This window comes from Flammeovirga sp. MY04 (assembly GCF_001682195.2).
Lineage (GTDB): Bacteria > Bacteroidota > Bacteroidia > Cytophagales > Flammeovirgaceae > Flammeovirga > Flammeovirga yaeyamensis.
Map to the genome: position 1 here is coordinate 3,196,861 of NZ_CP003560.2, position 26,637 is coordinate 3,223,497.

The window sequence follows — 26,637 nt, forward strand, 5'->3', positions numbered from 1 at the left end:
TGTTCATTTATTTTCACTCAATTTATATATCTATAATTTTCTTTTAATTCTTCTAAGGATCTCTGCTAAATCTATGGATACTCCCTTGTATTCAAATTTATTCACCTTAACTATACCATCAATCAAATATTCTCCTTCTTTAAATTTCGATAATTCATTTTCTTTTGAGGTTAATGAATCATTTAATTGAAAATTAGCTAATTCCAACGATTTAATTGTTGCTTCTTTCGACTGTAAAATAGCTGTACCTAAAGTCAATTGACTTTGTAAATGTTGAATATTAGATTTTAGTTGTTGTACACCAATATCAGCACTGAAAACATTCATATTAGACACCTCAGGTATTGAAGGTAATTTTAAATAAATCGCCAAATATTCATGAATTAACTCCAATGCTTGATTTTTATCTATAGGAGTGACCGTAAATATTGTCTTTTCTGATTGAGTTATTAATTTTGATTCTGCTGAAACACCAACATCCTTAAGGAATTCAGTAAAGTATACTAGATATTGTTTACAAGCTGCTTCTATCTCTGTAGGAAATTCGAAATTTGAAATAATAGAAGGTTCATTTACCGATTCTAATAGATTTTGAACAGATATTTGATAGATTTTTTCAAACTCTGAAATTAGGTTGTCTGCAAATTTACCAAAAGGGTAGTTATCATCATTCAGATTATATTCTAATTCGATTCCATCTAATACACTATCAACACTTATTTTAAAGGTATAAGGATGGTTACTATTTTTTTTAATTTCATTCGCTAGTTCTAAAATGCTATATGACTTATTCCACCTTTCTAAGTCATATTGTATCAATAGTTCTAATTTATGTATATCATTATTATTTAAATAACTAATTACCTTATTTTCATTGTTATAATCATTATTTAATGTATGATTATAACGAACGATCTTTAAATCCTCAAATTCTTTTTTTGACCATTGTTTAACCTCCTCAAATAATTCTTTATTTGAGGAAATAACTTCGAAATCACCCCATAAATTTATCACAAGTGATTTTTCATCTTCAAGTCCATTAATTAGTAACGAATAATGATCTTCTTGATTTAGTTTTTCTATAAATTCTATTTTCATATCTATTATTTATCACCAAGTAGAGATCTAAACAGATCTTCAATTTCTGAAAGAAGTTCTGGAATTGAATTTTCTAATCTTTTAGATTCATCAATACATGTTTTTATTTCTTCTTTTGACATCTTAACTTTTTTCACTTCTGAATGATAGAAATTAATAGCAAAAGCTGTTTCATCATATTTATGAATTGTATCATCAATTTTTTTACAAGTTGTACCAGGAATAAAAATTCTATTTAGAGTAAAAAAATTAATTAAATTATTACGAGTACTTATCATTTGTTCTACAATTTCATCATCAAGATCAATTTGATCATCAGTTTTAATTTTCAAAAGTTTAATGAATTCATTCATAGCTGAATCAAATTTGACCAACTTTTTATACAACTCTTTTATTACATTTGCACGTTCTTTATGTAAATATGAAAATTGAACATCAAATTCTGATTTTATTAATTCTAGTTTGTTCTTGTGATCTTCAAGTTTTGAATTTAGGTCATGTTGAAGTTTTTTATTTTCTATTTCGATATTCTTTTTATGCAATTCAAGACCTTGGTTAAGTTCATTTTTTTTAATTTCTATAGTTTCACGAAAGAAATATTCAATAATATTTTTTCCCCAAAATAAACATACTAGTATCAAAAGGACAGGAGAACCATTATTTATAATTAGTTCTATTATTTTTGCCATTTTATCTTATTGGTTAAGGCGTTTTAGTCAAATAAATTGAAGAAGAGTTTATAAAAAAAGAAGTCTGTGTATGTATTTTTACTCTATAGAATCAATAAAACTCTGAATAGTCTCGAGATTACTTTTAGCTATTTTTAGAGCTTAGTTTATATCTTGGCCTTTTTAAAGCTCGGTATGTCTCGATAAATATTTTTTCTCAAAAAAACACTTTTCTTTTAACTTCCCTTGTTACTAGATTTTTCAGTGATGAGTGAAAAGTGAAGAGCGACCAAAATTTCCACTCTTCACTTTTCACTATTAACTCTTCACTTGATTACAACGCCGCCAAAGCCGCATCATAATTAGGCTCATCTACCGTTTCTGTTACTTGCTCGGTATATACTACCTTACTCGACTCGTCAATGACAACTACTGAGATCTTGAACATAAACCTGTTAAAGGGCCTGATGTAATTTTTAAACCATAATCATCTTCGAAAGAAGTATCTCTGAATGAAGACCCTGTCAATACATCTTCGATACCTTCTGCACCACAGAAACGACCGAAAGCAAATGGTAAATCTTTAGAAACACAGATCACTACCGTATTATCTAATGATGATGCCTTTTCGTTGAATTTTCTAGTGGATGTTGCACATGTACCAGTATCAACACTCGGAAAGATATTTAGTATTACTTTTTTACCTGCAAAATCAGATAATTTGATTTCTGAAAGATCTGATTTTACCAATGTAAAATCTGGAGCTTGTGTTCCTACAGCTGGTAACTCTCCTACTGTTTGTACTGGGTTTCCTTTTAATGTAATCTGTGCCATTTTAGTTGAAATATTTTAGAGAATAGTTTATAACTTCGTTTCCTGTTCACTATATAATGAACTTTTAAACCGAGCACAATTTAACACTCATTTAAATATGAATCCTCAAAAAAAAGAGATAATTCAAAAAACAGCTGACTTTATTGAACAAAAATTCAAAGGAGAAGGGACAGGTCATGATTGGCAACATATTTACCGTGTTTGGAAATCTGCCGAACTAATTGCGAGTACCGAAGATTGCGATGAATATATTGTATCTCTAGCGGCCCTATTACATGATATAGCTGACCATAAATTCTATGATGGCGATCTACTTGAGGGTAGTCGACAAACCAAACAATGGCTTAAAGATGCTGGAGCGGATGTAGACACTATAGAAAAAGTAGCTGATATCGTCAAAAGGGTTTCTTATAAAGGTGCAGGTGTGAAGGATGAAATGCCTTCTATTGAAGGACAAGTTGTACAAGATGCTGATCGTTTGGATGCAATTGGAGCCATTGGCATTGCTAGAGCTTTTGCCTATGGTGGAAGCAAACATCGTCTTTTATACGACCCAGAGGAGATTCACGAAATGCACCAATCATTTGATGCTTATCATAAGAGTGAATCTTCGACCATTGCTCACTTTTATGAAAAACTATTATTACTGAAGGAAAGAATGCATACTGAATCCGCAAAAAAAATAGCAGAGAAACGACATCAAGTAATGGAAAATTTCTTAGAACAATTTTATGCTGAGTGGGAGGGAAAAAGATAAACTTTAATTTAACTAAAGGAGGTATTACCCTCCTTTTTCTTCTTCTATAAATAACATCGCACTTACAAAGACAAGCAATTCATTTACAATATTTTAAATTAAATCAGATTTAATTTTATTTTCCATATTTTTTTATCAAATTAAAAAAGGAATTAAATCAATCTCATTACTAATACCAATCTTTTAAATAAACTACAATAATTAAATCATGAAAAATTCATTATTTAAACTAAGCTCTTCTCTATTCATTGGATTACTACTATTCTCATGTACTGCAAACGAAGAGACTATACCAAGCCAACCTACAGACCCTGACCTAGCTAGTTCTGTAGAAAACAATTATGTTATTCTATTCAAAGAAAGTCCTGCTTCTAATTTAAGAATGGTAACGCCTTCTTATATAGAAAGACAATTGCTCATGAAAAATGATGCTAATGCTTTTGCGTCTGAACTCCACCTTCCAAACGAAAGAATTAATCGTATTTATGGAGGTGTTTTAAATGGTTTCTCTATGAAAATCTATGACCAAAACGTCTTAGCTAAAATCAAAGAAGATCCTAGAGTATTGAAAGTGATAAAAGACGAAATCATCACATTAAAAAAACCAGGAACAGGTGGTGGAGGAACAAGTCCATCACAAACTACACCATGGGGAATTACAAGAGTCGGTGGTGCCGTTACATATATAGGTAGCAATGTTGCCTATGTTATGGATACAGGTATTGATTTAGATCACCCTGACTTAAATGTAGACGAAACTTTAGGATTTAATTCTTTCACAACTGGTAAAGACGCAAGATCACTTGATGATGGCGATGGCCATGGTACACATGTCGCTGGAACAATTGCAGCAATCGACAATGAAATTGGAGTTGTGGGTGTAGCTGCTGGTGCAACAGTAGTACCTGTAAAAGTTTTAAATAGCCGTGGCAGCGGTTCTTATTCTGGTATTATTGCAGGAATTGACTTTGTGGGTGCAAATGGTAGCAATGGTGATGTTGCTAATATGAGCTTAGGAGGAGGAGGTTACACTCCATTAGACGAAGCCGTGGAAGTTGCTGCAGCTACTTCTGGAGTTAAATTTATTTTAGCTGCTGGAAATGATGCTATTGATGCAAGTCAAGTATCTCCTGCTAGAGCAAATGGACCAAATGTATTTACAATATCAGCTTCTGATATTAACGACGATTTTGCTTATTTCTCTAATTATGGAGCTCCTGTCGATTGGTGTGCTCCCGGTGTAAACATTCTATCGACTACACCTGGAGGTACATATACTTCTTATAATGGAACTTCTATGGCTGCTCCTCATGCTGCTGGTGTATATTTATTGGGAGCAGCAAAAGCTTCCGGTACCGTAAATAACGACCCTGATGGGAATCCAGATCCGATTATCAGTCGCTAAATTTTAATTAAAGGAATTAGTAATGAGAGGCAGAGATAGAAAATTCTATCTCTGCTTTTTTATTCATTAATACTCACTGGAAGTATCATTTTAAATCATCTAAATATAAAACAAAAATAGCTCGCGATATCTATCACGAGCTATTCCACTATGTTATTCTATAAATTCTATATGGACAAACTACTTTTATGAATTTCTTTTTTCATATCTACTGAACTAACATTTTTCTATGAAATGACTTCAGATTGAAGAGGAGATTAATTCGGTTAACAATGACATTAATTTCTGACTTTTTATGATATTTTAAACTTGATTAAGACCTTTTTAGTTACACCAATTGAACGTTGTTAACAAGGAAATGAAACTTATTTAAGCTCCGATTATTCCACTGAAACAATTGTATAATTTAAAACCAATAAATAAAGTGATTAATCCGCTAGAGACGTTGCGAACACAACGTCTCTCTGAGGGGATAAAGAATACATAGAGTAAGTATGTCCTATGTATAAAGTTTTATTGTTAGTCGATTAGGTTGGAAAGTTTGCTTTTAGCGTTTGAGGGTTTCTATATAAACAAATAAAGCCAAGTAGAACGTACCATAGATACGGTCTACTTGGCTTTCAAGTTATTAACATAAAAAAAAAGCCTCCAATACACATTGGAGGCTTTTGTTATTATGACAAACTATATGAACAATATTTCTATTTCTTTTCGATTGAACTTCCTGAAGGAACATTTAATGAATGAGTATCAACAGTACCTTTATAGTATAATTTACTACCACCATTAACGTTACCAGTTAATTTTTGCTCCGCATATACCCATGCTCTAGCTCCTGCTTGAATGTTCACTTTTACTTCCTCACCTCTCACTGGGTTTTGGAAGTTATTTGGTTGTCTAAACCAATCAATTACTTCGCTATCTCTTTTCATATTAAAGAAAGCTCCATTATTTACTGAAATGTCTTGGTATCTCGCATAACCTTCAATAAAAGCAGATGTACCATCTGTTTGATCAAGATTTAAATGATTCGCCTCTATATTATTAAATGCTACTTTACCTGCATTTCTCACTTCAATATTTAATGTATTCACCTTAACATGACCAACACCTACTACCTGAGCATCATTTAAAACATGTAAATTGAAATTATCTGAATAAGTTTCAAAATCATTGGCAAACTCCACAGTAGAACTGTTTCTTAGTGTCAATGACTCAATATCAGGGCCACCAACTTTAACAGTTACATTATCATTGTGATTGTTATTGTGAATATATAATGTATTGTTTCTTACTTCGTAGTAATCGTCTAGATTATGACGACCTTCCACATCAAAGTTTTGAATATCTTTCTTTAAGAATAAAACATGCACATTATCTGCAACTTCAATTTTTGTGAATTTCGGCATTAATATACCATTAACGTCGTCGTTTGAACATGAAGTTAGTAAAGCAAATATTGCTAAGATCGTTACGTAGATGAATGACTTTTTCATTGTTTGTTTTTTGATTTGTTATGAATACTTCTACTCATTTAAGGAATTTTAAGTTATAGTATTTGATACTCATTAACATTAAAACATCCAACAAGATTACTTTCTAACAAACTAAAAGATTGAGGAAAACCAATTGATTACCGATAAATGCACATAACACTAAACAATACAAAAACTCATCTTAAAATAGTTAAATCAACTACAGAAAACACTATCTGATTTTACCTCTTTATTATAATTTCAAAAAGAACAATATTACTCAGGTTTTAATGCTAAATATAAAATTACACTGATTTTATTCTGTACATTATTATGATTTTTAGCATCAAATTGTAAATATCATTTAAGATAAAAAGTTCTTTTTTAAAGATAAAATCACATCTATTGTAAAAATAATCTTAAAAAAGTACTATTATTTAAAGTCATTAACTATATTTGAACTATAATTTGAAATGATAGACACGCAAACGCCTAAAGACACTATTACGGTATTATTACCAATTCATTATTTTGACACAATAAAAGGGACAGTATTTTTAATACATGTCCCTTTTTATTTTTAGCAACGATCAATCATTTATCAGAGGGCTTGAAATGAAATGATCTTATTTATCTCAATCGTATAATTTGATATTGATGATAGTTTCATCATATCAAAAAAACATTATCAAGTAACGTAAACCCAGTCAATGACTGGGCCTACCAACTGAAAATATTATTTTAGTTTCTTGATACCTTTTGTAGCTGCTTTATCCTTTGCTACTTCTAAGCTGATAGCATAACCACCACCTGGAGCACAGAATTGAGCTAACTTAGATTTCGAAGTCACTACATACTTTTTGATCTCGTATGCTTGAGGATTGTCTTTGTAGTGAGCATCTTTTGCATCAGCGTAAACTGTTGCGATATATGTCTTATCGGCATCCAAGAAGTCAAACTTGATGTTTGATGTTCTCTTCTCTTCGTCGTTTGTTCTACCTACGAACCAACGATCGCCACCTTTTTCTTTTCTAGCGTAAGTTACGTAGTCACCTGGCTCAGCTTCTAATACTAATGACTCATCCCAATCGATCGCTACGTCTTTGATGAATTGGAAAGCATCCATAAACTTCGCGTAGTGTTGAGGTAAATCTGCAGCCATTTGTAATGGCGAGTACATTGTCACATATAATGCTAACTGACGTGCAATTGTTGTTCTTACATAAGAAGTTCTGCTTGCCTCGTACTCGCTAATATCTGTAACGAAGATACCTGGAGTGTAATCCATTGGACCACCAACTAATCTTGTAAATGGAAGGATTGTCGTATGATCAACGTTGTTACCAACAAACGCTTCGTACTCTGTACCTCTAGCAGACTCGTTACCGATTAAGTTAGGGTATGTTCTGCTTAAACCTGTAGGACGAACTGCTTCGTGAGCGTTAACCATAATTTTGTACTCCGCTGCTTTCTTCACTGCATATAAGTAGTGGTTGTTAATCCACTGTGAGTAGTGATGATCACCTCTTGGTAAGATTGGTCCAACATAACCTGATTTTACAGAGTTATAACCATTGTCTACCATAAACTGATATGCTTTATCCATGTGACGTTCGTAGTTTCTTACTGAACCAGAAGTCTCGTGGTGCATCATCATTTTAATACCTTTTGATTTCGCATAGTCACGAACTTCAGCTACATCAAAGTCAGGGTAAGGAGTTACGAAATCGAAAACATAGTCTTTTGATTTACCAAACCAGTCTTCCCATCCTTCGTTCCAACCTTCTACCAATAAAGCGTCAAATCCATGTTCTGAAGCGAAGTCGATATACATTTTTACATTCTCAGTATTCGCAGCATGAACACCGTTTGATTTTGTCTTAGAGTAATCTGTTTTACCTAAGTGAACAGAATGCACATCGTTAGTGTAAGCCCACTGACTCATACCTGTGATCATTTCCCACCAAACACCCATGTATTTTACTGGCTTGATCCAAGAAACATCTTCGATAGCACATGGCTCGTTCAAGTTCAATGTAATTTTTGATAACAAGATATCACCTGCATTTTTGCTTGCGATAACTGTTCTCCAAGGTGTAGAACGTGGTGCTTGCATATAACCTTTCACTCCTTGAGCATCTGGAGTTAAGTGCGATTCGAAAACAAAGTTTTTATCATCAAGGTCTAAGTGCATACAAGAATATTCTACTAAAGCCGCTTCGTGAATGTTGATGTAAATACCGTCATCCGATTTCATCATTAAAGCAGTTTGAACACCTGTATCAGAAAAACCTTGTTGAGATACGTTACCAGTGTAAGCCTCTTTCATCAAACCTCTAATTTCAGAAAGCTTAGAAGTAACATAGTCATATTCTTGTGTATCGTAGTCACCTGGGATCCACCATGCTTTGTGGTCGCCTGCCATAGCAAACTCAGTTCTTTCTTCTTCGATTACGAAGTAAACTAAGTTCTTTTGCTCTGGGAATTCATATCTAAAACCTAAACCATCATCGAACAAACGGAAACGAATAGACATTTCTCTGTTTGTTGATTTTTGATTCAACTTCACTAATAACTCATTGTAGTGATTTCTGATTTCTTTAGACTCACCCCAAACAGGTTCCCAAGTTTCATCCTCAGTAGCTGTTTTAGTATCTACTACAGAAAAACCTTTAATTAGGTTTTCTTCATCTTTTAATTGTAAACCAAGTTTTGATTCTTTTACTATAGCTTGACCATCCATGTCTAATGCATAAGTAGGAATACCTTCTGCATTTACCTTAAAGGTCATTGTAAAATTTCCACTTGGAGATTTTAATGTTTGAGCATTGATGAGAGACACCAACATAAAGCTCGATAAAATAGTAAGTATTAGCTTCTTCATTTTCTTTTATTTATTGAGATTCTTTTCTTTCAACTGTATGCTACAAAAGTAGTGTATAGAAAACACCTTAAATAGCACAAGTTGTAAAAAAGTAGTTAGCTTAAGAACATAACAAACTAATAAACAGAATTTTAAACACCAACTATTACATCTAAAAAGTAGTCGAGTTTTTATTTATTGATGACCAATTTTCATCAATTCCACCTCAAAATTCTCTCTCCCTGCCAATGCATTGTTTCTTGCTTTGGTTCTGTAATTATAAATTGTGGTAATAGAGTATCTTAAAAACTCCGCAATCTGACTACTTTCTTCAATCCCTAATCGTAACAATGCAAATACTCTTAGCTCGGTATTTAGTAGTTCACTTTTCTTTAATTTGATTTGTGCCTCTTCTTTCATCAGAGAATTGTATTCGGCCACAAAGTTTGGGTAGAGTTTTAAAAAGGATTTATCAAAATCATGATAGAATTCTTTGAGTTCATGATCTACGATTTCTTTTGATTTTAGTAATTTCAGAATTTCATCCTTAGGACTTTTATTCGCCTTGCGTAATAAATTCTTTCGGTAATCATCAAACTTTCCGATATAAGCTGATGACAATTTTAAGTACTTGGTAATTGACTCTTCCTGTCTTTCATTAAATGAACGAAGTTGTGTATTGATAGCTTCAACCTGTTCTTTACTCGACTGAAGTTCCTCATTCAATTCACTCAATAAATGATTCTTATCCTTCACCTCTTGATTGGTGTCTTCTAGTTTTCTTTTTTGCTTTTGGATAAAAAATAATAAAAACATCATCAGTAATACCAATGCAACACTTACCACAATAAACCAAAGCATAATTCTATTGGTTCGCTCTCTACTTTCTTGATATGTTGAATCGATTAATGGTAAGATTTCTAGTACTTCATGCCTTCTTAATTGAGTATTTGAAGTAAGGGCATCGTCTAAAGCAATTTTAATATATTTATATGCTCTTTTTATTTCTCCAGCTTTGTATAATTCTACTGCTAACTCTTTTAATGAAGCATGTTCTTTCACTCCGCATTGAATATCTGATTTAGAAGACATAATCAAATACTTGATCTTTTGAGAAGTGTTTCCCAACTGACCATAGGCTTCTGCAATCATATAGGTGGCTGGAGCATAGATTCTGTCTGTAGGTGTCACCTCATCAACTATCTTTTGTAAATATTGAATAGCTTTGTTTAAATCACCTTTGGTTTTTAATAACTCAGATACTGCTAACCGGTGAGAAAGAGCCTCTTTATTAGTAACCTCTACTATTTTCTCTTCGTGGTAATTCCATTGATCTCTATATTTTTGTCCAAATTCCCCATCAATATTCATCAAGGTTAATGAGTTGTATAAGCTTGCATTAATAGAGTGATACAATTCTTTATAAGATCCCAGACCTTCTTCGTTTTTAAAAGTGTCTAATAACAAAATACTCTCATGGTATAACCCTACCAAAGAATACGCCTGAGCCAATAATAACTTCGCTTGAATGATGTAATCTGATGATTGAATCGTATTGGCAAATTCTAAAGTGTTTTCTGCATAATGCAATGCAGAATCTGAGTTGTACGGAATGTATTGTTGTGTGATCAACAAAGACATTTCGTACTTTATTAAAGTCGATTTTTCCTTATACAATCGCTGTTTTAAATACTTGATATCTTGAATACGTTTTTCAACGTAAGTATCCCTTTCATCTAACATGATATCGAGTTCGGACAGTTCTCTATCAAAATCTTTCCCTTGGGTAATTATTGAGGAAAGAATAAAAAGAAAAAATAATATTCTCATAGATTCATATTTACTCACTTGCATTTCTGATAAATGATCGAAAATTCAAGTGTTGGAACAAAGATAAATGATTCCAAGAAATATTGTAGATATCCAATTAGAAACCTGAAAAGAGGACGGAGAGAACTTTTCAATTCCTTTAAAGAAAAAAAAGAGAACCAAATTTTGATTCTCTTTTTCTCTAACGAAATTTCTCTATAAAATAATTATGCTTATGATTGTATACGAATAATCATCTTAGAATATTCATACATCGTAAACGATTTTGTGAAAATTTGTTTGTTATGTTTAACTCATTTTCATACTTATTGAACGTTTGCAATCTAGGCAATTACAGGTCTCCTCAGGGGGCATTTCCTAGATTTATGGTGCCACTTCATAAAGTGACACCACAAAATTAGATTTTTCAGACTTTTTGTTTAAACAAATATCTAATCCATCAGTTTGTTCTAGAATTTCACGATCTTCTTCACCACTCTCTGATCGCCTACTTGTATATTAACAAAGTACAATCCTGCTTTAATTTTCAGATCGGAAACATTTAATAAATGACTTCCTTCATCCAATTCTAATTGAGCAGCAGGGTGTACATCCTGTCCATTAATATTTAGGATTCGGATATTTACTGGAGTCGCCGCTGCTAAATTGATACTCAATTTAAAGTGATTCATCACTCGAGTAGGATACAATTGAATTCTTTCTTCTAAATCCAAGAACTGTCCAACTGTTCTTGCTCCACTTCCTTCCGGATTAGCATCATACCAAGTACCATCCATGTACCAACCTTCTGAAGAACGATTCAAATCAGAAGTTTGATTTCCATTTCCATCGTGGAATAATAGATTTGCCGAACTCACATTTGGAATAGTGTATTTAAACCATCCGTTGCCCTCACTTACCATATTTTCACCTGGCCAATTCGAGCTGCTTCCATCAGAAGCATTCCAATAATGTACTTTTGGACTTGCCCAAGTTGTTTTTAAGTGAACTGTTAAACCATTTTGAGGTTCAGTTGTTGGTTTCTGATCGTACCAAACTCCGTCTTTATACCAACCATCTTTATCTCTTGACATGTCCGGCGTTTGTCCATTTCCATGGAACAATAAGTTTGTAGATTCCACTGTTTCAGGGAAAGTGAAACTGTACCATCCATCTCCTTCATCTTGCAGATTAGCGCCAGGCCAAGTACTGCTCGCAAAACTACCTGCCGGAGTAGCATTCCAATGATGAATCATAGTATACCCATAAGCATGAACAGTAAATCCACCTGTTGGTTGTGTAATCACATAGTCTGCTGTCTGCATTGTGGAGATATTACTAGAATCATCCATCGCAATAGCTTTCACTGTCATATCTTCAGTAACAGTAAATGTTACAGTACTTTCTGCTGAAGTAGAAGACATATTTGGCATACTTCCATCTGTTGTATAATAGATAGTTGGAGAACTATCGCGATCATCAGTCGCTGAAATAGTCACTGAGACACTACCCACATATGATCCTGATCCTGGTGAAATATCTAAAGTAGGTGCTTCGGTATCTGGAACATCTTCAATGATTGGTTCAGGAACCCATCCCTCACCTTCAACATACCAAACATCACCACAAATACTCATTTCATCTCCTGTAATTTTAGTAGAACCACAAAGAAGAATCAAATTCGTACAAGTACCATCTAAAGTAGCTTCATAGAATCCTTCATATTTAGAAGAAGGAATCATGCTTTCACCAGGCCATGTGGTAGTCATACTACCATTTTCAACTCCCCAGAAATAAATTTTTGGATCGTTACAACTTGTAGGTTTAAAATATACCGTCATTCCACCTTCAGGAATAATTGGGAAAGTATATGATGTAGACACAATGTTAGATGAACCTACTTCATTAATAGCAATTGCTTTTAAAGTAACTGTTTCTCCTTCTGTTCCGGTAAGTGTTACTGCTCCAGAAGTAACATCTGATGCTGATGTTGGATCTGTTCCGTCTACTGTATAATGTATTACTCCATTCTCTGTAGCTGTCAGATTGATGTTTGCTCCATTCTGAGTATATGATAATGTCGGTGCTTTAGGCTCTACAGGAACACAATCCGGACATTCATTGTACCACTGACCATCTTTGTACCATCCGTTACTACTTCTTGTTAGATCTTCTGTTTTATTTGCAGAATTATCGCTAAATAATAGATTAACAGATTCTGTTTCCTCAAATACATATTTATACCAACCATCTTGATATTCCATCATGTTTGGACCTGGCCAATTTGATGGAGGTAATGCTCCTGCTGGAGTTTCATTCCAATAATGCACATTGACACTATTCCACGAATCAGGCTTTTTGAAATACACTTCTAAACCTTGTACTTCTCCAATTCTATAGGATAAAGTAATTACATCTGATTGATTACCATCTTTATCAAATGCAATGGCTTTGATATCTAAATCGCTAGCGATAGGAATTTTCACACCATCATATCGAGTACTAGCTACCGAAGGAAGAGAACCATCAGTTGTATAGTAAATAGTATATGGAGCACCTGCACCTAATGTAGCAGATAAAGACACTTCAATCGGATCTGTGTATCTACCTGGAGATGGAGAACCTTGAACAAATGGTTTGCCTGGTCCACCTTCGCCTGCTTGGAAGAAACCTTGACCATTTGAACCAATTCGACCTGGACCATTTAAAACATATACTGCTGCTGATCCCGACTCTACATTACAAGTTAAAGAACCATTCGATACTGCATATTCAGCACCTGTTACGGCATCTCTATATACTCCATTTGTTAAACCAGAGAAAGTGAAACTAGCAGAGCCATCTTTTGCTAAACCAACAGCCACTTCGCTATCACCATACTTTCTAACAAAACCAACTGCATTACCTGCACTTGATCCATCCCATCTCCATTCACCTTTCTGCAGTGCCGGAATTGCACTTCTCATGGCATTCAATTTCTGGATATGCTTATAGATTTTATGGCTAGGAGCTTGATCCATTACGTCACCATAATAAGCTCTACCCGTCTCATTAATAGATTTAGTAATCCCTGATGCATCATGAATATCGGCATATGCCCCCGACATAAAACGCATCTCAGTACCATAATACACAATTGGAATACCTCTCCATGTAAACATGAAGTTCAAACATGCTGCTAAGTTTTCATCGGTTCCTCCATAACGCTTGTTCCAGTCGTTATTTGGACCAAAGTCATGGTTATCTAACCATAATAAGTTGGTTGATGGATCCGCATACAAATGATCATAACGATCGGCAGCTTTTACTCCTGCGAAACCTTCCCCGTACTCGAATGGACCATGGAAACTAGCTTCAGCATAAAAGTCAATTACGGCCATTCCTGATGGCTCAGAAGCGTTAGTTGCTCCTCTCCAAGTGTACCAGTGAGGGTTGATTTCTTCAATACTATGTAACTCATGACGTTTTTGAGCAACCTCACCAAATACGAATAAATCAGGATTGATTTTTTTAAACTCATCTAAGAAATACAATACATCTTCTTTACTCATGTGTTTGATGGTATCCCAACGGAATGCATCCACACCCATTTCGATAAAAGTCTTGTAGGCATTTACCAAATACTCTCTCACTACTGGAGATGATGTATTTAAATCGGGTGTATCCCCTGCCAAAGCTCTATTATAAAGGTTTTCGGTATCGTCCCAACCTTGTGCAAAACCATTTCCACTATGGTGATACCATTCTGGATCAGTAGTATCTACATACGATTGAGTTGAAGGCCAATTATATAACTCTAAGTTCTCGTTATAAGGTGCTGGCATTGTAGGAATATTTGCTCTACTCCAAATTAAACCATCATCCGGGTTAGGCGTCATACCATCGTACTCCCAATTTGGATTAGGTTGTAAAGGGTTGCCTTCTAAATCTTGACCCCATACTTGAGAAGTATCTGTATTGTACTTAATCTCTGCCTGACCTTTAATACCAAAACGACCGGCATGATTCGTCACTACATCCAATACAATTTTCATGTCTCTTGCATGTACCTCATTAATAAGGTCTTGGAATGTTGCTCCAGGAGATTCCAAACGAGGGTCTACCTTAGTAAAATCATAAGCATGATAACCATGATAATCCAATGGTGACCAGTTTTGTACAATTGGAGTAATCCAAATTGCTGTAAATCCAAGATCTTGGATATAATCTAGTTTTTCGATTAGTCCTTTGAAATCTCCTTTCCATGTCACATCATTTGGATCTGTAATCGCTGGATTGATCTCTGGATCCGGATTGTACGAACTCCATTCGTTCGGACGGTTGTTACTCGGATCTCCATCAAAGAATCGAGTAGTTAAGAGGAAGTAAATAGACTCCTCTCTAAAATCATTTTGGGCATAGCTGCTACCCAACCCCATACTTAGTAAGCACAGAAGTAATAATAGTTTTTTCATTTTCATACTTTCATAAAATAAAGTGTTAGCAAAAAAGTGTTAGTAGTCGTTTGCTAGCGGGAACAATACAATAGTAGAGTTTACACTTTATTTAAGCGTTCCATTAATAGAAAAATGAGTGCATTTGAAGAAATGGTACGGGTCGATAGTTAGAAGGACGAGGAGGAGTCTTCGGGGAAATTGATAAAAAAGATTGATTTGATGATGTTTGAGAAGGTTTTAGGGGGAAGTAAGAAGTAAGAGGGAAGAAGTAAGAGGTGAGTTGATAGAATATTGAAATTAGAGAATTTTTGATAGAAACTAGGAGTTAGGAATTAGGAGTTAGTGGGACAACTGGCGCCGATGTTAAGCGAAGTGTCATCGGTGCCTACAAACGGTAGAGGTCTCCCGACCTCGTGTACTCTTTTACTAATAGTACGCTCCTCATAACGCTGGTACTAGTCAGGAGACTAGCACTAGAGAAGATATGGAACTATAAATAATCATTCGTTACATAATTAGAATCTGTGTAACGAATGATATTTAAGTTCTTATTCTAAAACATTTTTTGAAAATCATCTTCTGGGTCGTAATTACCAATTTTATCAAAACCTATCTTAGAAATTTTAATATTTCGTTTGGAAGCAGTTTCTTGAAAATCATCAATTATTTCTAATACATCAGGATGTATAGAATGATTTTTTGATGCATCAATGATTACTTCCATCCCATCTGGAATTTTATTAAGCGTTCTCAAAATACTTGCCTTATTCAAGAAACTCACATCTTCAGCTAAATGAATAATCAATGGGTTATTCAATTTTATATTTTCAGGATCTAAGTGATAAGGAATTTTGAAATTATTCCATAAGATATTGATAATACCAACAGCCATACCTAAACCGATACCTCTTAATAAATCGGTAAATACTATACCTAAAACGGTCACTATAAAAGGTAGGAAAAGGTTAATTCCTTTCTTGTATAATTCTTTAAACTGTTTGGGGTTGATCAGTTTATAGCCAATTACTAATAAAATAGCAGCTAAAGAGGATAATGGGATAAGATTAAGCACTTTGGGAATAACCATCACACAAATCAAAATCAATACACCATGTAAAAAAGCAGATAACCTTGTTCGTCCACCCGATTGAATATTAGCCGATGACCGGACAATAACTTGTGTTACAGGTAATCCTCCAATCATACCCGAAACGATATTCCCAACCCCTTGTGCTACCAATTCTCGGTTTGTGGGAGTGACTCTTTTTTGTGGATCCAATTTATCAGTAGCTTCAACTGAAAGAAGTGTCTCTAAACTTGCTACCACTGCAATGGTAAATGCAACAACATATACTTGGGTGTTGGCTAATTGATTAAAATCAGGTAAGGTAAATTGATTGAAAAACTCACCAAAAGAACCTGCTACAGGTATGGCGACTAAATGCTCGGAAGTAATGTCTAACACTGGGATATCATCAAACCATACGTTTAAAATGATCCCGATTGCTACAGCTAAAAGTGGTCCTGGTACCATTTTCAAAAAAGAGTTTTTGATGAAAGGTCTTTCCCATGATATCAAAATAATTAAAGACACCAATGTGATCACTACCGAACCCCAAGTAATCGATTCTGTCATATACCAAAGCTCAGAAAAAGTAGTATGTCCATCTACTTGAAAAAAGGCAAAATCACCTTCTGGGTCAGCGTCATAGCCAACAGCATGAGGAATTTGTTTTAAAAAGATAATTAAACCAATCCCTGTCAACATGCCTTTTATTACAGAAGATGGAAAATAATAGCCAATAACTCCTGCTTTTAATACTCCGAGAAAAATTTGTAACACTCCTGCGATCACCACGGCTAAAAGGAAAGTTTCAAATGCTCCTAATTCATTGATAGCATTTAAGACAATTACTGCCAATCCTGCAGCGGGTCCACTTACTCCTAATTGAGATCCACTAATAGAAGTGACTATTATTCCTCCAACAATTCCAGCAATAATACCAGAAAATAAAGGAGCACCGGATGCCAATGCAATGCCTAAACATAATGGGACGGCGACTAAAAAAACGACGATACTAGAAGGTATATCACTTTTAAGATAATTCAATATTTGTTGTTGTTCTTTCATAGTTATTTTTTGGTTAAGTACAGTTAAAAGCTAAAGTAGTCATTAACTGAAGAAGGTAGTTTATAATATCAATAATCTAATCGTTTATATATCTGTAAGATACGAAAATTGAAGGAGATTTTGAAGACATAATAAATCTCTAATAGAAAAGAGTCATCTTAAAATATATTAAAAATTTAAACTAAGTTTTTCACTTTATTTTTAATACAATTGTTAAGTTTGATTTTTATACATTTGTATTGAAACACATTTTAAACATTAATTATAATATGAAACTCACTTTAAGAAGTACAATTGGTGCATCTCTTTTGATGTTCGGATTGTTTTCTACAACTAGTCACGCACAAGACAAAGCATTAGATTTAAACAATATGGATACGTCCGTAAAACCTGGCGAAGATTTTTACAACTTTGCTAACGGTGGATGGATGAAAAAAGCAGAAATCCCTGCTGACCGTGGTCGTTGGGGTAGCTTTGATGAACTTCGCGAAAGAAACGAAAAAGCAACTTTAAGAGTATTAAATGATGCCGCTGAATCGGGTAAGCTTGCAAATGGTTCTGATCAAGAAAAAGCAGTTTTCATGTATGAAAGCGGTATGGATTCAGCTACTATCGAAAAATTAGGTTATTCACCAGTGAAGCCTTACTTAGCTGAGGTAGATAAAATTAAATCGTTAGATGACTTACAAGAAGTTTTAGAAAAATTACACGACTCTAGTACTTCAGTATTCTTTGGTATGGGTGTTTATCAAGATCTAAAAGATTCTAAAATACAATCACTTTACTTAGGGTATGCTGGTTTAGGTCTTCCAAATAAGGATTACTATACGAAAGATGATTCAGCTTCTGTTGCTAAAAGAGAGCAATATGTTCAGCACATCGAAAACATGATGAGAAAAATTGGGGTAAAGAAACAATCTCAAAAAATCTTTGATTTAGAGAATGCTTTAGCCGAATTTAATAAAACTCCTGTTGAAGCTCGTGATCCAAGAACTCAGTACAATCCTATGACTGTTGCTGAACTTCAAGGAAAATGCAAAACAATCAATTGGTCAACGTATTTAAAACATATTGATGTTCCTGCTGAAAAAATCATAGTTAATCACCCAATTTACTTTGAAAAGCTTGATTCAATCTTAGTAAATACAAATATTAAAACGATAAAGAACTACTTAAAGTGGCACATTATCCACGAAGCAGCTCCTTACTTAAGTTCTGAATTCGTGAACGAAAGCTTTGACTTCTACGGTAAGAAAATGAGAGGTTTGGAAGAAAACCGTCCAAGATGGAAGAGAGTTTTAGGAACAACAAACTCTACTCTAGGGTTCGCTGTAGGTAAATTATATGTGGAAACTGAATTCCCTGCTGAAGCAAAAGAGAAAGCAGAGAAAATGGTCAACAACATCAAGGAAGCTTTTGCTGAGCGTATCAAAAAAGTGGATTGGATGAGTGCTGAAACAAAAGAAAAAGCATTAAATAAATTAGCCAACTTTACTGTAAAAATCGGTTACCCTGATAAATGGGAAACTTATGAGAACTTGGAAATCAAAAAAGGAGAATATTTCCAAAACATCGTGAACTCTAGCATCTACGAAACAAAGAAAAACTTTGCTGAATATGGTAAGCCTGTAGATAAAACAAAATGGGGTATGACTCCTCAAACAGTAAATGCTTACTATAATCCTTTATACAACGAAATTGTATTCCCTGCCGCAATTCTTCAACCTCCATTCTATAACTACAAAGCTGATGAAGCTGTAAACTATGGTGGTATTGGTGCAGTTATCGGTCATGAAATTTCTCATGGTTTTGACGACCAAGGTAGACGTTTTGATGCTAAAGGTGAAATGCAAGATTGGTGGACAAAAGAAGATGGTGAAACTTTCCAAGGTAAAGCACAAATGGTTATCGACCAATACAACGGTTACTATCCTTTGGAAGAATTACACATTAACGGTGAACTTACTTTAGGCGAAAACATTGCCGATATCGGAGGTGTTGCTGTAGCTTATGATGGCTTACAAAGATACTTATCTCTACAAGCTGAAAAGCCAGGTATGATTGACGGTTTCACTCCAGAACAACGTTTCTTCCTTTCTTGGGCAACTATCTGGAGAACAAAATCTAGAGAAGAAGCACTAAGAAACCAAATCATGACTGACCCTCACTCTCCTGGTCAGTTCAGAGCAACTGGCCCATTATCAGATTTTGATCCTTTCTATGAGGCATTCCACATCAAAAAAGGTGATAAAATGTATGTAGCCCCTGAGAAGAGAGCGAAAGTATGGTAATTTAATAGGTAGTAAGTAGCAGGTAGTAGGTAGCAGGTTTTATCTGTCACTATCTGATAAAATATAAAAAGTCCCACTCAATTTTGATGTTGAGTGGGACTTTTTTTTAAGGTAGTAGGTAGCAAGTAGCAGGTAGTAGGTTCAAAGTTAACGCTTGTTTTTATTGAGATAATTACTTTAAACTAAACTTTTATTGTCGTTTTTTAGTAATCATCAAGATGACATTAGTTCCTCGGACAACCATTCAGCTTACACGAAACCCTACAAAAACAGAGGAGCGAACCAAACCTGCTACCTACTACCTACTACCTACTACCTGCTACTTACTACCTAATTTCCATGGCTGCCAACGTATGATCTCACTTATTTTGGTAATCATCTGATGACCACCAAATACAAATACGCCAAGAATTAATAAAAGGTCGGTTCCTATAGAAAGATAGAATAAATTATCTCTTACTAAAGGCATCTCAAAAATATGAGGAATGTAGCCTGGGAAAATAACTAAGAATAACCATAATAATATACATACTACACCAATTCTATATTGAGTGGAACTCGCAGGATAATCTTCTTCAGGAAGACCAAATAATTTTTTTACCTTTCCTTTTACCAGTTGTACTCCTTCTTTACCAGCTAATAAGCCTCCAATAAGAAGAAATATTTCTGGTCCTCCAACCAAGAAAAAAGTAACTAATGATGCTGTGATTGTGGTGTTAAAGCCGAATAAAGGAACGATCAAACCAAATACCGGACTAATAAAACCAAGGATAACGAAGGCTATCCCTATCTTACTTTTTAATGATGTTTTCATAGTAATTGATTTTAATTAAAAATTAGAATTAGTTGATTGAACCTGCAGTAATTAATTTTGAGAACCCACGATTGAAATCGTGGGTTTTTAATTACTTTAGATTCGATACTTAGTGTTATAGATTATTGAAACTCTCTGGAGTACGAACAGAAATGTCTTTTTCCCCAGTTTTGAATTTATCATATACTAACTCTTCCCATTGATCACCTTTTACCATACCCAAGTGATCTTCTGAGTGAGGTGAAATACCAGTCTCATACACTTGAATATAAATCGGATTGGGCTGTGCCTCATGGAATGGTAAGTTCTGATCTGCATAAGGACAGTTACTTGCCACTAAGTACAAATCTTTCTCACAGTAGAATTCCAATCCTGTACCATCAGGTACCGAAGGACTCAAGAACATTTTACCTCTTGTTACCCCTTCCTCATCTGGAATAATCTGATTGGGTTGGAAGATATTCAAGTCGTTTCTATCCGCTAAAAACTGAACTTTCTTTTTTCTCTCCTCCTCATCTTCAATGGCTGCAATTGCAGGAAGTCTATTTAATGCCTGAATAAAGTTTTCATGACAGCTATTCATATGCACTGCCTCATTTCCGTATGCACACATATTGTATTCCTTACTACAGTGAGCAGCGAAAAACATATGTTGTACTTTCATATTGTTATCTGGATCTTCCAATAGCTCATATGGATACTCATCTGCAACCATTGTCACGATTTTTTCCATGTACTTACTTTGTGTCCAAAGCGATCCATAAATTGATGGAGAGAAACCAGCTACAGCGGTTGTACTTAAATGATCACTCCATTGCTCCAAATCAGGTGTGAAGAATAAAATATCTGCAATCTGCGTTCTTCCATTATGCTGATGTGGTCTTTGTTCTATTCTAATTACCTGTCCAGCTTTAGCATAAAAAGAATTTCCTGTATGTGGCTCAAGTACATCTTCATACACTAATTTTCTTGTTCCATTATCTTTTGTAGCGATGACTTTGTCGTAAAATTCTACATTCGGCTTTACCCCTCTTGCAAATTGTTCTACTGGATCGATGTCGGCGTTATAACTTTTATTACACATAATTGATAGATTTTAAATTGTGATTAATTCGTATTCACCAACATAGGCGGGGGTGTGGGGGGAAACCTCTATTTTGTTGGGTTTCATTAACATAATAGACTTTTTTGATGTTGTTAGGGAGGGAGTAGGGAGTAGGTAGCAGGTAGCAGGTAGCAGGTAGCAGGTAGCAGGTAGCAGGTAGCAGGTAGCAAAGTTAATGATCGGTTTTTTAAGTAATAGGTAATAACTAATAACTAAGAGGTTAGAGTTTTTATTTCGGTTAGGGTATTGATAGCCTGGGAATTTATTCCATGAGATAGTTTTTTAAGTAAGAGGTAAGAGGTAAGAGGTAAAAAGTAATCTTTATATATAGATAGGCTCTAAAAAATTTAGGCTTTAATTTTTTATTAAATATCAATTTCTATCATGAAATAAAGTAACATTTTGATTTTTTATTGCACGAACCATTTGCTCGATCCCTACAAAAACAGAGGAGCGAACCAAACCTGCTACCTACTACCTGCTACCTCCTACCTTAAAAAATAGGGCTTTCCCAATCTTTCCCGCATATGGTAATGAAGGCATCAAAACCTTCCATTGTTTCATCAAAAAATTATCATCATGTGCTCTTTCAAAAACACTTTAGAAAAAAATTCGGATCAGATTGGAATTACTGGATCATTGATTTGTTTGGTCCATTGTCTACTGACTTCGGGAATAATATTAGGGAGTTCGTTTATTTCTCATCATGCCCATCACGGACATCATCATCACACTTTTGATTTTTGGGGCATTGTCGATTTATCTATGATACTCGTTAGCGGAGTAGCGGTCTACTTTGCGACAAGAAAATGCCTTAAACATACACACTCTAAATTAATGTGGATATGCTACTTAGCGTATTTATCCACTACAATATCAAAATACATAGGTTTTGAGCCGATTGAATTAAGTTTGATATCCTATGGAGCATCAATTTCTTTAATCGGATTGCACATTAAAAATATCTGGAAAGCTAGAAAATCACTACTACACCAAAAGGCTATTTGATATAGATTTCTAGCATATTATCACCCATAAGCATCAAACTTTTTCCACTCTTTATAAGCATCGTCGGCTGTCCATGGATAGCGTTCGGCGATGCTTTTTAATGCTTCGATAAATGTGTCGACATCAGATGGTCTTTCTGAAACATTAAAGCTGACACTCCTAAAAAATAAGTGGATCAACTCTGAAGGGATATCCTTTCTTTCAAAGATATCATCCTGAAGGAGTGACTGAATCGAGTCTTCCCCTTGAAGCATCTTTTGAGAAATCAATTCCACAATATATTTGCCCGAGAACATGTATAAACCAACCGCCCCTAGGGCATAAATATCTTGGCGAACATCTGCATTAAATGGATCGTGTAAACGTTCGGGTGCCATAAACATTGGTGTACCTCCTATTCTATTAATTTTGGTTTGCTGACTCATGGTCGTATTCTGATCTTTCACCAATCCAAAATCAAGTAATTTGATGGTATCGCAGGCACCTCCTTGATTACACACCATAATATTAGCAGGTTTAATATCTCGATGTAAAAGTCCTTTCTGATGTGCTTCCTTCAAACTATAACTCACCTGAAGTAAAATATAAACTCCTCGTCCAACACTAATTTCTTTGTTATGATAAAGCAAATTTTCTAAGGAAATTCCCTCTAAGTATTCCATCACATAATAAAATTGATGCTTATTATTATGTCCGTAATCATATACTTTTATGGTGTTAGGGTGATTTAATGATGCCGTCACCATCACTTCTTTTTTAAATCGATCGAGCGCATCGGTACCATTCAATTCCTTCTTCAATAGTTTAACAGCAACAGGCTGCTTGAGTAATTGATGTTCACCCTTATATACCTCACCAAATCCACCTTCTCCAATCTTTTCGACTAACTGATATTGTCCCAATTGCTGTAACTTCGAGATCTTTTTATTCAGTAAATTCAATTGCATATCGCTTCGGATAATAATCACTCCAAAAACGATAATAAGGACTACAGCAAGCAAGAAAGTAACATCAAATAGATGGACAGATTGATAGAACTCTCCTTTGTTTCTTTCGTAGATCAAACCAATATTTAAATCGGGAAACCATTTCCATGCTCCCACTACTTCATCACCTAAATAATCTGGATATCCTGCTAAAATTTGCCCATGATTTTGTGGTGACTCTTTTTCTAAATCTTCTTCCACCCCATACAACAAAGCTGTAGTTTGATTATTATACTTTAGTTTAATCGTCAGCGGATCGTTAAAAATACCTTTTGATTGATCTTTCCAAGTACTACTCAAAACTATACCCGACCGATTGAAAGCGTACACATTAGTCGATTGCTCCTGAAGGGCATTTTGAAATAACTCGCTAAATGTTTTATCGGCGGATAAACTCATTGTAAGCACCGCTATAAGTTGGTTATTGACCATAATCGGAGTAGCAAAATGACATTCTGCCGTGTATTGGTCCAACTCATTTTCTAAACTAAATACTTGATCAGAAAGCTCCATTGGAGGCACAAATACAGTCTCTCCTTTTATTACCTTCAGGTAATTTCTATAAGCACCCTCTGCCAACATTTCTCCAGTGAGAATGGAAATATCTCCTTCCTCATCGAGTAATCCAGTACTTATTAAAGTGATTGGACTTTTGGCTTGAATGATACTCATCCCTAAAAGCTGCTCTCTCTGACTTATTTTCTTTAACCTTTGAGTAAGCTCAGCTAATTTTCGATCATCTGATGTAAAATAGGTATCTCCGTTTTTTTCGTATAAAGTTTGTAATTCCTGGGCAATATTAATGACTGTGGGAGCAGTTGACAGATCTTGTACCTTTAGTTTTTCGCTCTTGATCCAGTGATTTAAAATAGATTCCTGAGCGTCTAAAAAGGCCACATGCTCTCGAGTCTCATTACTGATAAGTTTGTTTCGAATAATGGTACCATACACATACCCTAAAAGAATTAGAAAAGTGATCACAGACACAATCAGCCACGTTTTTTTATCTTTTATTGGAAACCGTGTCTTTGTTTTTTGAATCGTTTTTTCAGTAATCTCCTTTTGCAACAAAGGTGATGTTTCAACAGTTGCTTCTTCCTGTTCAACATCACCAAAGTTCTCTTGTTCCTGAACAAAAGAAAGATACAGCTTCAAGGTGTACTCCCTCAATGCAGTATCTTCTTCCGTTTGATTTTTGATGTATTTGATAGCTTCCTCTTTGGGAAGTTCCATGACCTGACTAAAAAGTTCGGTTGCTTTTAAATGTAAGTCATCCGACATTATACTTCCTTCGTTAAAAACATTTTGATCCACTGTTTGGCAACTGTCCAATCCACCTCAACAGTTTTGATAGATACTCCTAATTCATCTGCAATCTCTTGCATTTTCATTCCTCCGAAGAATTTTAATTCTACAACAGTTGCCTGACGTTCGTGTTTTTCTTTGAGGTGTTCAATAGCTTCATCTAGAGCTAAAGCCATATCTCCTCTTTCTGGTGAAAAAGCTACTGTTTTTTCCAAGTCGACTTTATGCCAATCACCTCCTCTTTTAGCGGTATTTTTGGTACGGGCATGATCCACTAATATTCTTCTGATGGCTCTTGCTCCTAAGGCATAAAAATGGGTTCTTCCCTGCCACTCAATACTGTCTTCATCCACGAGATTCATAAAAGCTTCATTCACCAACAATGTTGGCTGAAGCGTATGTCCTGCTCTTTCTCTTTGAAAAAGCTTTTCTGATATTAAATGAAGATTATCGTAAACCAGTGGATAAATCTTATCTGTTCTATCCTTATCTGTCTTACTGTTTAGAATCTGAGTGATATTATTTTTTTCCATAGTGAAAGTGAATTAGGGTAACTAAAGTAACGAATTATAATTAGAAAGTAAACGATGAATTAAATGCAATGATGATAACGAAGTGGACGTTGCAAAGCAACGCCCATATTTTTTCTAAATCTACTTATTAGATCATCGGTTTAGCCGATACATCTTTTGAGAAGATTCGATCATAAATTTTATTTTCCCAACCATGGTTAATATTTAAATGATTGTTAGAATATGGTGCAATGCCTGTGTCTTCTACTGTAATGTAAACCGGATTTGGATCTGCCTCGGGGAAAGGTAATGCCTGATCTGCATAAGGGCAATTACTTACCACCACATAACAATCTTTTTCGGCATAAAACTCTACTCCTGTGCCATCAGGAACTGTGGGAGATGGCGATAAGAAACATCTTGTCATACCATTTTCATCCTGACCAAATCGATTCCCTTGAAAAATATTGATGTCGTTTTTATCAGCAAAAAACTGTACAATTCTCTTTCTTTCCTCAGGATCTTCAATCGCCTGAATGGCTGGAATTCTACTAAATCCATGAATAAAGTTTTCATGACAGCTGTTTACGTTGGCTTCGGCACCGTGGGTCATCTCAATCCACTCTGGGCAACAGTGGGCCGCAAAAAACATATGTGCTGTATCTTTATTATCAAGTAATTCATAGGGGAACTCATCGGCCACTACAGTAGCAATTTTCTCCATGTATTTACTTTGCGTCCAAACACCAGAGAATAATTTCAAGTTTAATCCCTCAATAGGACCATTATTCAAATGATCACTCCATTGCGATAAATCGGGAGTCACAAACTGAACATCTAAGATCTGTGTTCTTCCATTATGAAGACTTGGACGTTGTTCGAAACGAATTACCTGACCTTTCTTAAGAGGAAAAGCATTTCCTGTATGAGGTAAGATCATGTCCGAATATATTTCTTTACGATTTCCTTTTGTATCGATCACTCGGTTATAAAAATCGTAATTCACCTTACACTTTTCTTGGTAAGATTTTACTGGATCTACATCTGCTTGATAATTGGCTTTGTTTTCTGTTTGATTACACATAATTGAAGAAATTTTAATTTTTAATTGTCTTTCACCTACATAGGCGGGATCTAATT

17 protein-coding genes are annotated in these 26,637 nt (G+C 34.7%); 4 read left to right on the plus strand and 13 right to left on the minus strand.

The genetic code is table 11. The features are described from left to right. Positions 1–30 precede the first annotated feature (30 nt). From MY04_RS12880 to tpx, 3 genes are all read right to left on the minus strand, one after another. A complete protein-coding gene (locus tag MY04_RS12880) occupies positions 31–1,098 on the minus strand; it encodes a hypothetical protein (protein WP_066210163.1) in 1,068 nt (355 codons plus the stop codon). 5 nt (positions 1,099–1,103) lie between these two features. Further along, a complete protein-coding gene (locus tag MY04_RS12885) occupies positions 1,104–1,787 on the minus strand; it encodes a hypothetical protein (RefSeq protein ID WP_066210164.1) in 684 nt (227 codons plus the stop codon). A 408-nt stretch (positions 1,788–2,195) separates the two neighbouring features. Then, complete coding sequence (tpx, locus tag MY04_RS12890) at positions 2,196–2,600, minus strand: thiol peroxidase (RefSeq protein WP_236941071.1); 405 nt, start codon at positions 2,598–2,600, stop codon at positions 2,196–2,198. 97 nt (positions 2,601–2,697) lie between these two features. Between tpx and MY04_RS12895 the strand changes: the two genes are divergently transcribed. Both MY04_RS12895 and MY04_RS12900 read left to right on the plus strand, forming a co-directional pair. Then, entirely contained in the window at positions 2,698–3,357 is a 660-nt protein-coding gene (locus tag MY04_RS12895; protein WP_066210165.1) for an HD domain-containing protein, read from the plus strand. A gap of 208 nt (positions 3,358–3,565) precedes the next feature. After that, complete coding sequence (locus MY04_RS12900) at positions 3,566–4,762, plus strand: S8 family peptidase (RefSeq protein WP_066210166.1); 1,197 nt, start codon at positions 3,566–3,568, stop codon at positions 4,760–4,762. A 701-nt stretch (positions 4,763–5,463) separates the two neighbouring features. On the opposite strand, the gene MY04_RS12905 is transcribed toward MY04_RS12900, so the two are convergent. The 5 genes from MY04_RS12905 to MY04_RS12925 form a co-directional block, all read right to left on the minus strand. Further along, entirely contained in the window at positions 5,464–6,258 is a 795-nt protein-coding gene (locus MY04_RS12905) for a GIN domain-containing protein (RefSeq protein ID WP_066210167.1), read from the minus strand. A 715-nt stretch (positions 6,259–6,973) separates the two neighbouring features. After that, the gene (locus tag MY04_RS12910; protein WP_066210168.1) at positions 6,974–9,121 is read right to left on the minus strand and encodes a glycoside hydrolase family 97 protein; all 2,148 of its coding nucleotides are present in this window, start codon (positions 9,119–9,121) and stop codon (positions 6,974–6,976) included. Between the two features lie 174 nt (positions 9,122–9,295). After that, a complete protein-coding gene (locus MY04_RS12915) occupies positions 9,296–10,930 on the minus strand; it encodes a DUF6377 domain-containing protein (protein ID WP_158297690.1) in 1,635 nt (544 codons plus the stop codon). 449 nt (positions 10,931–11,379) lie between these two features. After that, positions 11,380–15,363, minus strand: a complete 3,984-nt coding sequence (locus MY04_RS12920) for a starch-binding protein (protein WP_158297691.1) — start codon at positions 15,361–15,363, stop codon at positions 11,380–11,382. A 535-nt stretch (positions 15,364–15,898) separates the two neighbouring features. Continuing rightward, the gene (locus MY04_RS12925; protein ID WP_066210171.1) at positions 15,899–17,476 is read right to left on the minus strand and encodes a SulP family inorganic anion transporter; all 1,578 of its coding nucleotides are present in this window, start codon (positions 17,474–17,476) and stop codon (positions 15,899–15,901) included. Between the two features lie 269 nt (positions 17,477–17,745). Between MY04_RS12925 and MY04_RS12930 the strand changes: the two genes are divergently transcribed. Further along, positions 17,746–19,767 (plus strand): M13 family metallopeptidase, encoded by a 2,022-nt coding sequence (locus MY04_RS12930; RefSeq protein ID WP_066210172.1) that lies wholly within the window; start codon positions 17,746–17,748, stop codon positions 19,765–19,767. Positions 19,768–20,086: 319 nt separating this feature from the next. Here MY04_RS12930 and MY04_RS12935 read toward each other — a convergent pair whose 3' ends face one another. Together MY04_RS12935 and MY04_RS12940 are read right to left on the minus strand one after the other, a co-directional pair. Further along, the gene (locus tag MY04_RS12935; RefSeq protein ID WP_066210173.1) at positions 20,087–20,581 is read right to left on the minus strand and encodes a transporter suffix domain-containing protein; all 495 of its coding nucleotides are present in this window, start codon (positions 20,579–20,581) and stop codon (positions 20,087–20,089) included. 115 nt (positions 20,582–20,696) lie between these two features. Next, positions 20,697–21,665: a DUF1989 domain-containing protein gene (locus tag MY04_RS12940; RefSeq protein ID WP_066210174.1), complete on the minus strand. Its 969-nt coding sequence runs from the start codon at positions 21,663–21,665 to the stop codon at positions 20,697–20,699. 600 nt (positions 21,666–22,265) lie between these two features. On the opposite strand from MY04_RS12940, the gene MY04_RS12945 reads away from it, so the two are divergent. Next, positions 22,266–22,694: a MerC domain-containing protein gene (locus tag MY04_RS12945; RefSeq protein WP_066210175.1), complete on the plus strand. Its 429-nt coding sequence runs from the start codon at positions 22,266–22,268 to the stop codon at positions 22,692–22,694. Between the two features lie 20 nt (positions 22,695–22,714). Here MY04_RS12945 and MY04_RS12950 read toward each other — a convergent pair whose 3' ends face one another. From MY04_RS12950 to MY04_RS12960, 3 genes are all read right to left on the minus strand, one after another. After that, positions 22,715–24,961 carry a serine/threonine-protein kinase gene (locus MY04_RS12950; RefSeq protein ID WP_066210176.1) on the minus strand — a complete coding sequence of 749 codons (2,247 nt, stop codon included), beginning with the start codon at positions 24,959–24,961 and terminating at the stop codon, positions 22,715–22,717. After that, positions 24,961–25,518 (minus strand): ECF-type sigma factor, encoded by a 558-nt coding sequence (locus MY04_RS12955; RefSeq protein ID WP_066210177.1) that lies wholly within the window; start codon positions 25,516–25,518, stop codon positions 24,961–24,963. Before MY04_RS12955 ends, MY04_RS12950 begins: the two co-directional genes overlap by 1 nt. 127 nt (positions 25,519–25,645) lie before the next feature. Next, a complete protein-coding gene (locus MY04_RS12960; RefSeq protein ID WP_084006015.1) occupies positions 25,646–26,581 on the minus strand; it encodes a DUF1989 domain-containing protein in 936 nt (311 codons plus the stop codon). Between the last annotated feature and the right edge of the window lie 56 nt (positions 26,582–26,637).

Excerpts from the sequence above, each read along its gene's own strand:
- MY04_RS12880 (WP_066210163.1), bottom strand. The coding sequence starts at position 1,098 with ATGAAAATAGAATTTATAGAAAAACTAAATCAAGAAGATCATTATTCG.
- MY04_RS12885 (WP_066210164.1), bottom strand. The coding sequence starts at position 1,787 with ATGGCAAAAATAATAGAACTAATTATAAATAATGGTTCTCCTGTCCTT.
- tpx (WP_236941071.1), bottom strand. The coding sequence starts at position 2,600 with ATGGCACAGATTACATTAAAAGGAAACCCAGTACAAACAGTAGGAGAG.
- MY04_RS12895 (WP_066210165.1), top strand. The coding sequence starts at position 2,698 with ATGAATCCTCAAAAAAAAGAGATAATTCAAAAAACAGCTGACTTTATT.
- MY04_RS12900 (WP_066210166.1), top strand. The coding sequence starts at position 3,566 with ATGAAAAATTCATTATTTAAACTAAGCTCTTCTCTATTCATTGGATTA.
- MY04_RS12905 (WP_066210167.1), bottom strand. The coding sequence starts at position 6,258 with ATGAAAAAGTCATTCATCTACGTAACGATCTTAGCAATATTTGCTTTA.
- MY04_RS12910 (WP_066210168.1), bottom strand. The coding sequence starts at position 9,121 with ATGAAGAAGCTAATACTTACTATTTTATCGAGCTTTATGTTGGTGTCT.
- MY04_RS12915 (WP_158297690.1), bottom strand. The coding sequence starts at position 10,930 with ATGAGAATATTATTTTTTCTTTTTATTCTTTCCTCAATAATTACCCAA.
- MY04_RS12920 (WP_158297691.1), bottom strand. The coding sequence starts at position 15,363 with ATGAAAAAACTATTATTACTTCTGTGCTTACTAAGTATGGGGTTGGGT.
- MY04_RS12925 (WP_066210171.1), bottom strand. The coding sequence starts at position 17,476 with ATGAAAGAACAACAACAAATATTGAATTATCTTAAAAGTGATATACCT.
- MY04_RS12930 (WP_066210172.1), top strand. The coding sequence starts at position 17,746 with ATGAAACTCACTTTAAGAAGTACAATTGGTGCATCTCTTTTGATGTTC.
- MY04_RS12935 (WP_066210173.1), bottom strand. The coding sequence starts at position 20,581 with ATGAAAACATCATTAAAAAGTAAGATAGGGATAGCCTTCGTTATCCTT.
- MY04_RS12940 (WP_066210174.1), bottom strand. The coding sequence starts at position 21,665 with ATGTGTAATAAAAGTTATAACGCCGACATCGATCCAGTAGAACAATTT.
- MY04_RS12945 (WP_066210175.1), top strand. The coding sequence starts at position 22,266 with ATGTGCTCTTTCAAAAACACTTTAGAAAAAAATTCGGATCAGATTGGA.
- MY04_RS12950 (WP_066210176.1), bottom strand. The coding sequence starts at position 24,961 with ATGTCGGATGACTTACATTTAAAAGCAACCGAACTTTTTAGTCAGGTC.
- MY04_RS12955 (WP_066210177.1), bottom strand. The coding sequence starts at position 25,518 with ATGGAAAAAAATAATATCACTCAGATTCTAAACAGTAAGACAGATAAG.
- MY04_RS12960 (WP_084006015.1), bottom strand. The coding sequence starts at position 26,581 with ATGTGTAATCAAACAGAAAACAAAGCCAATTATCAAGCAGATGTAGAT.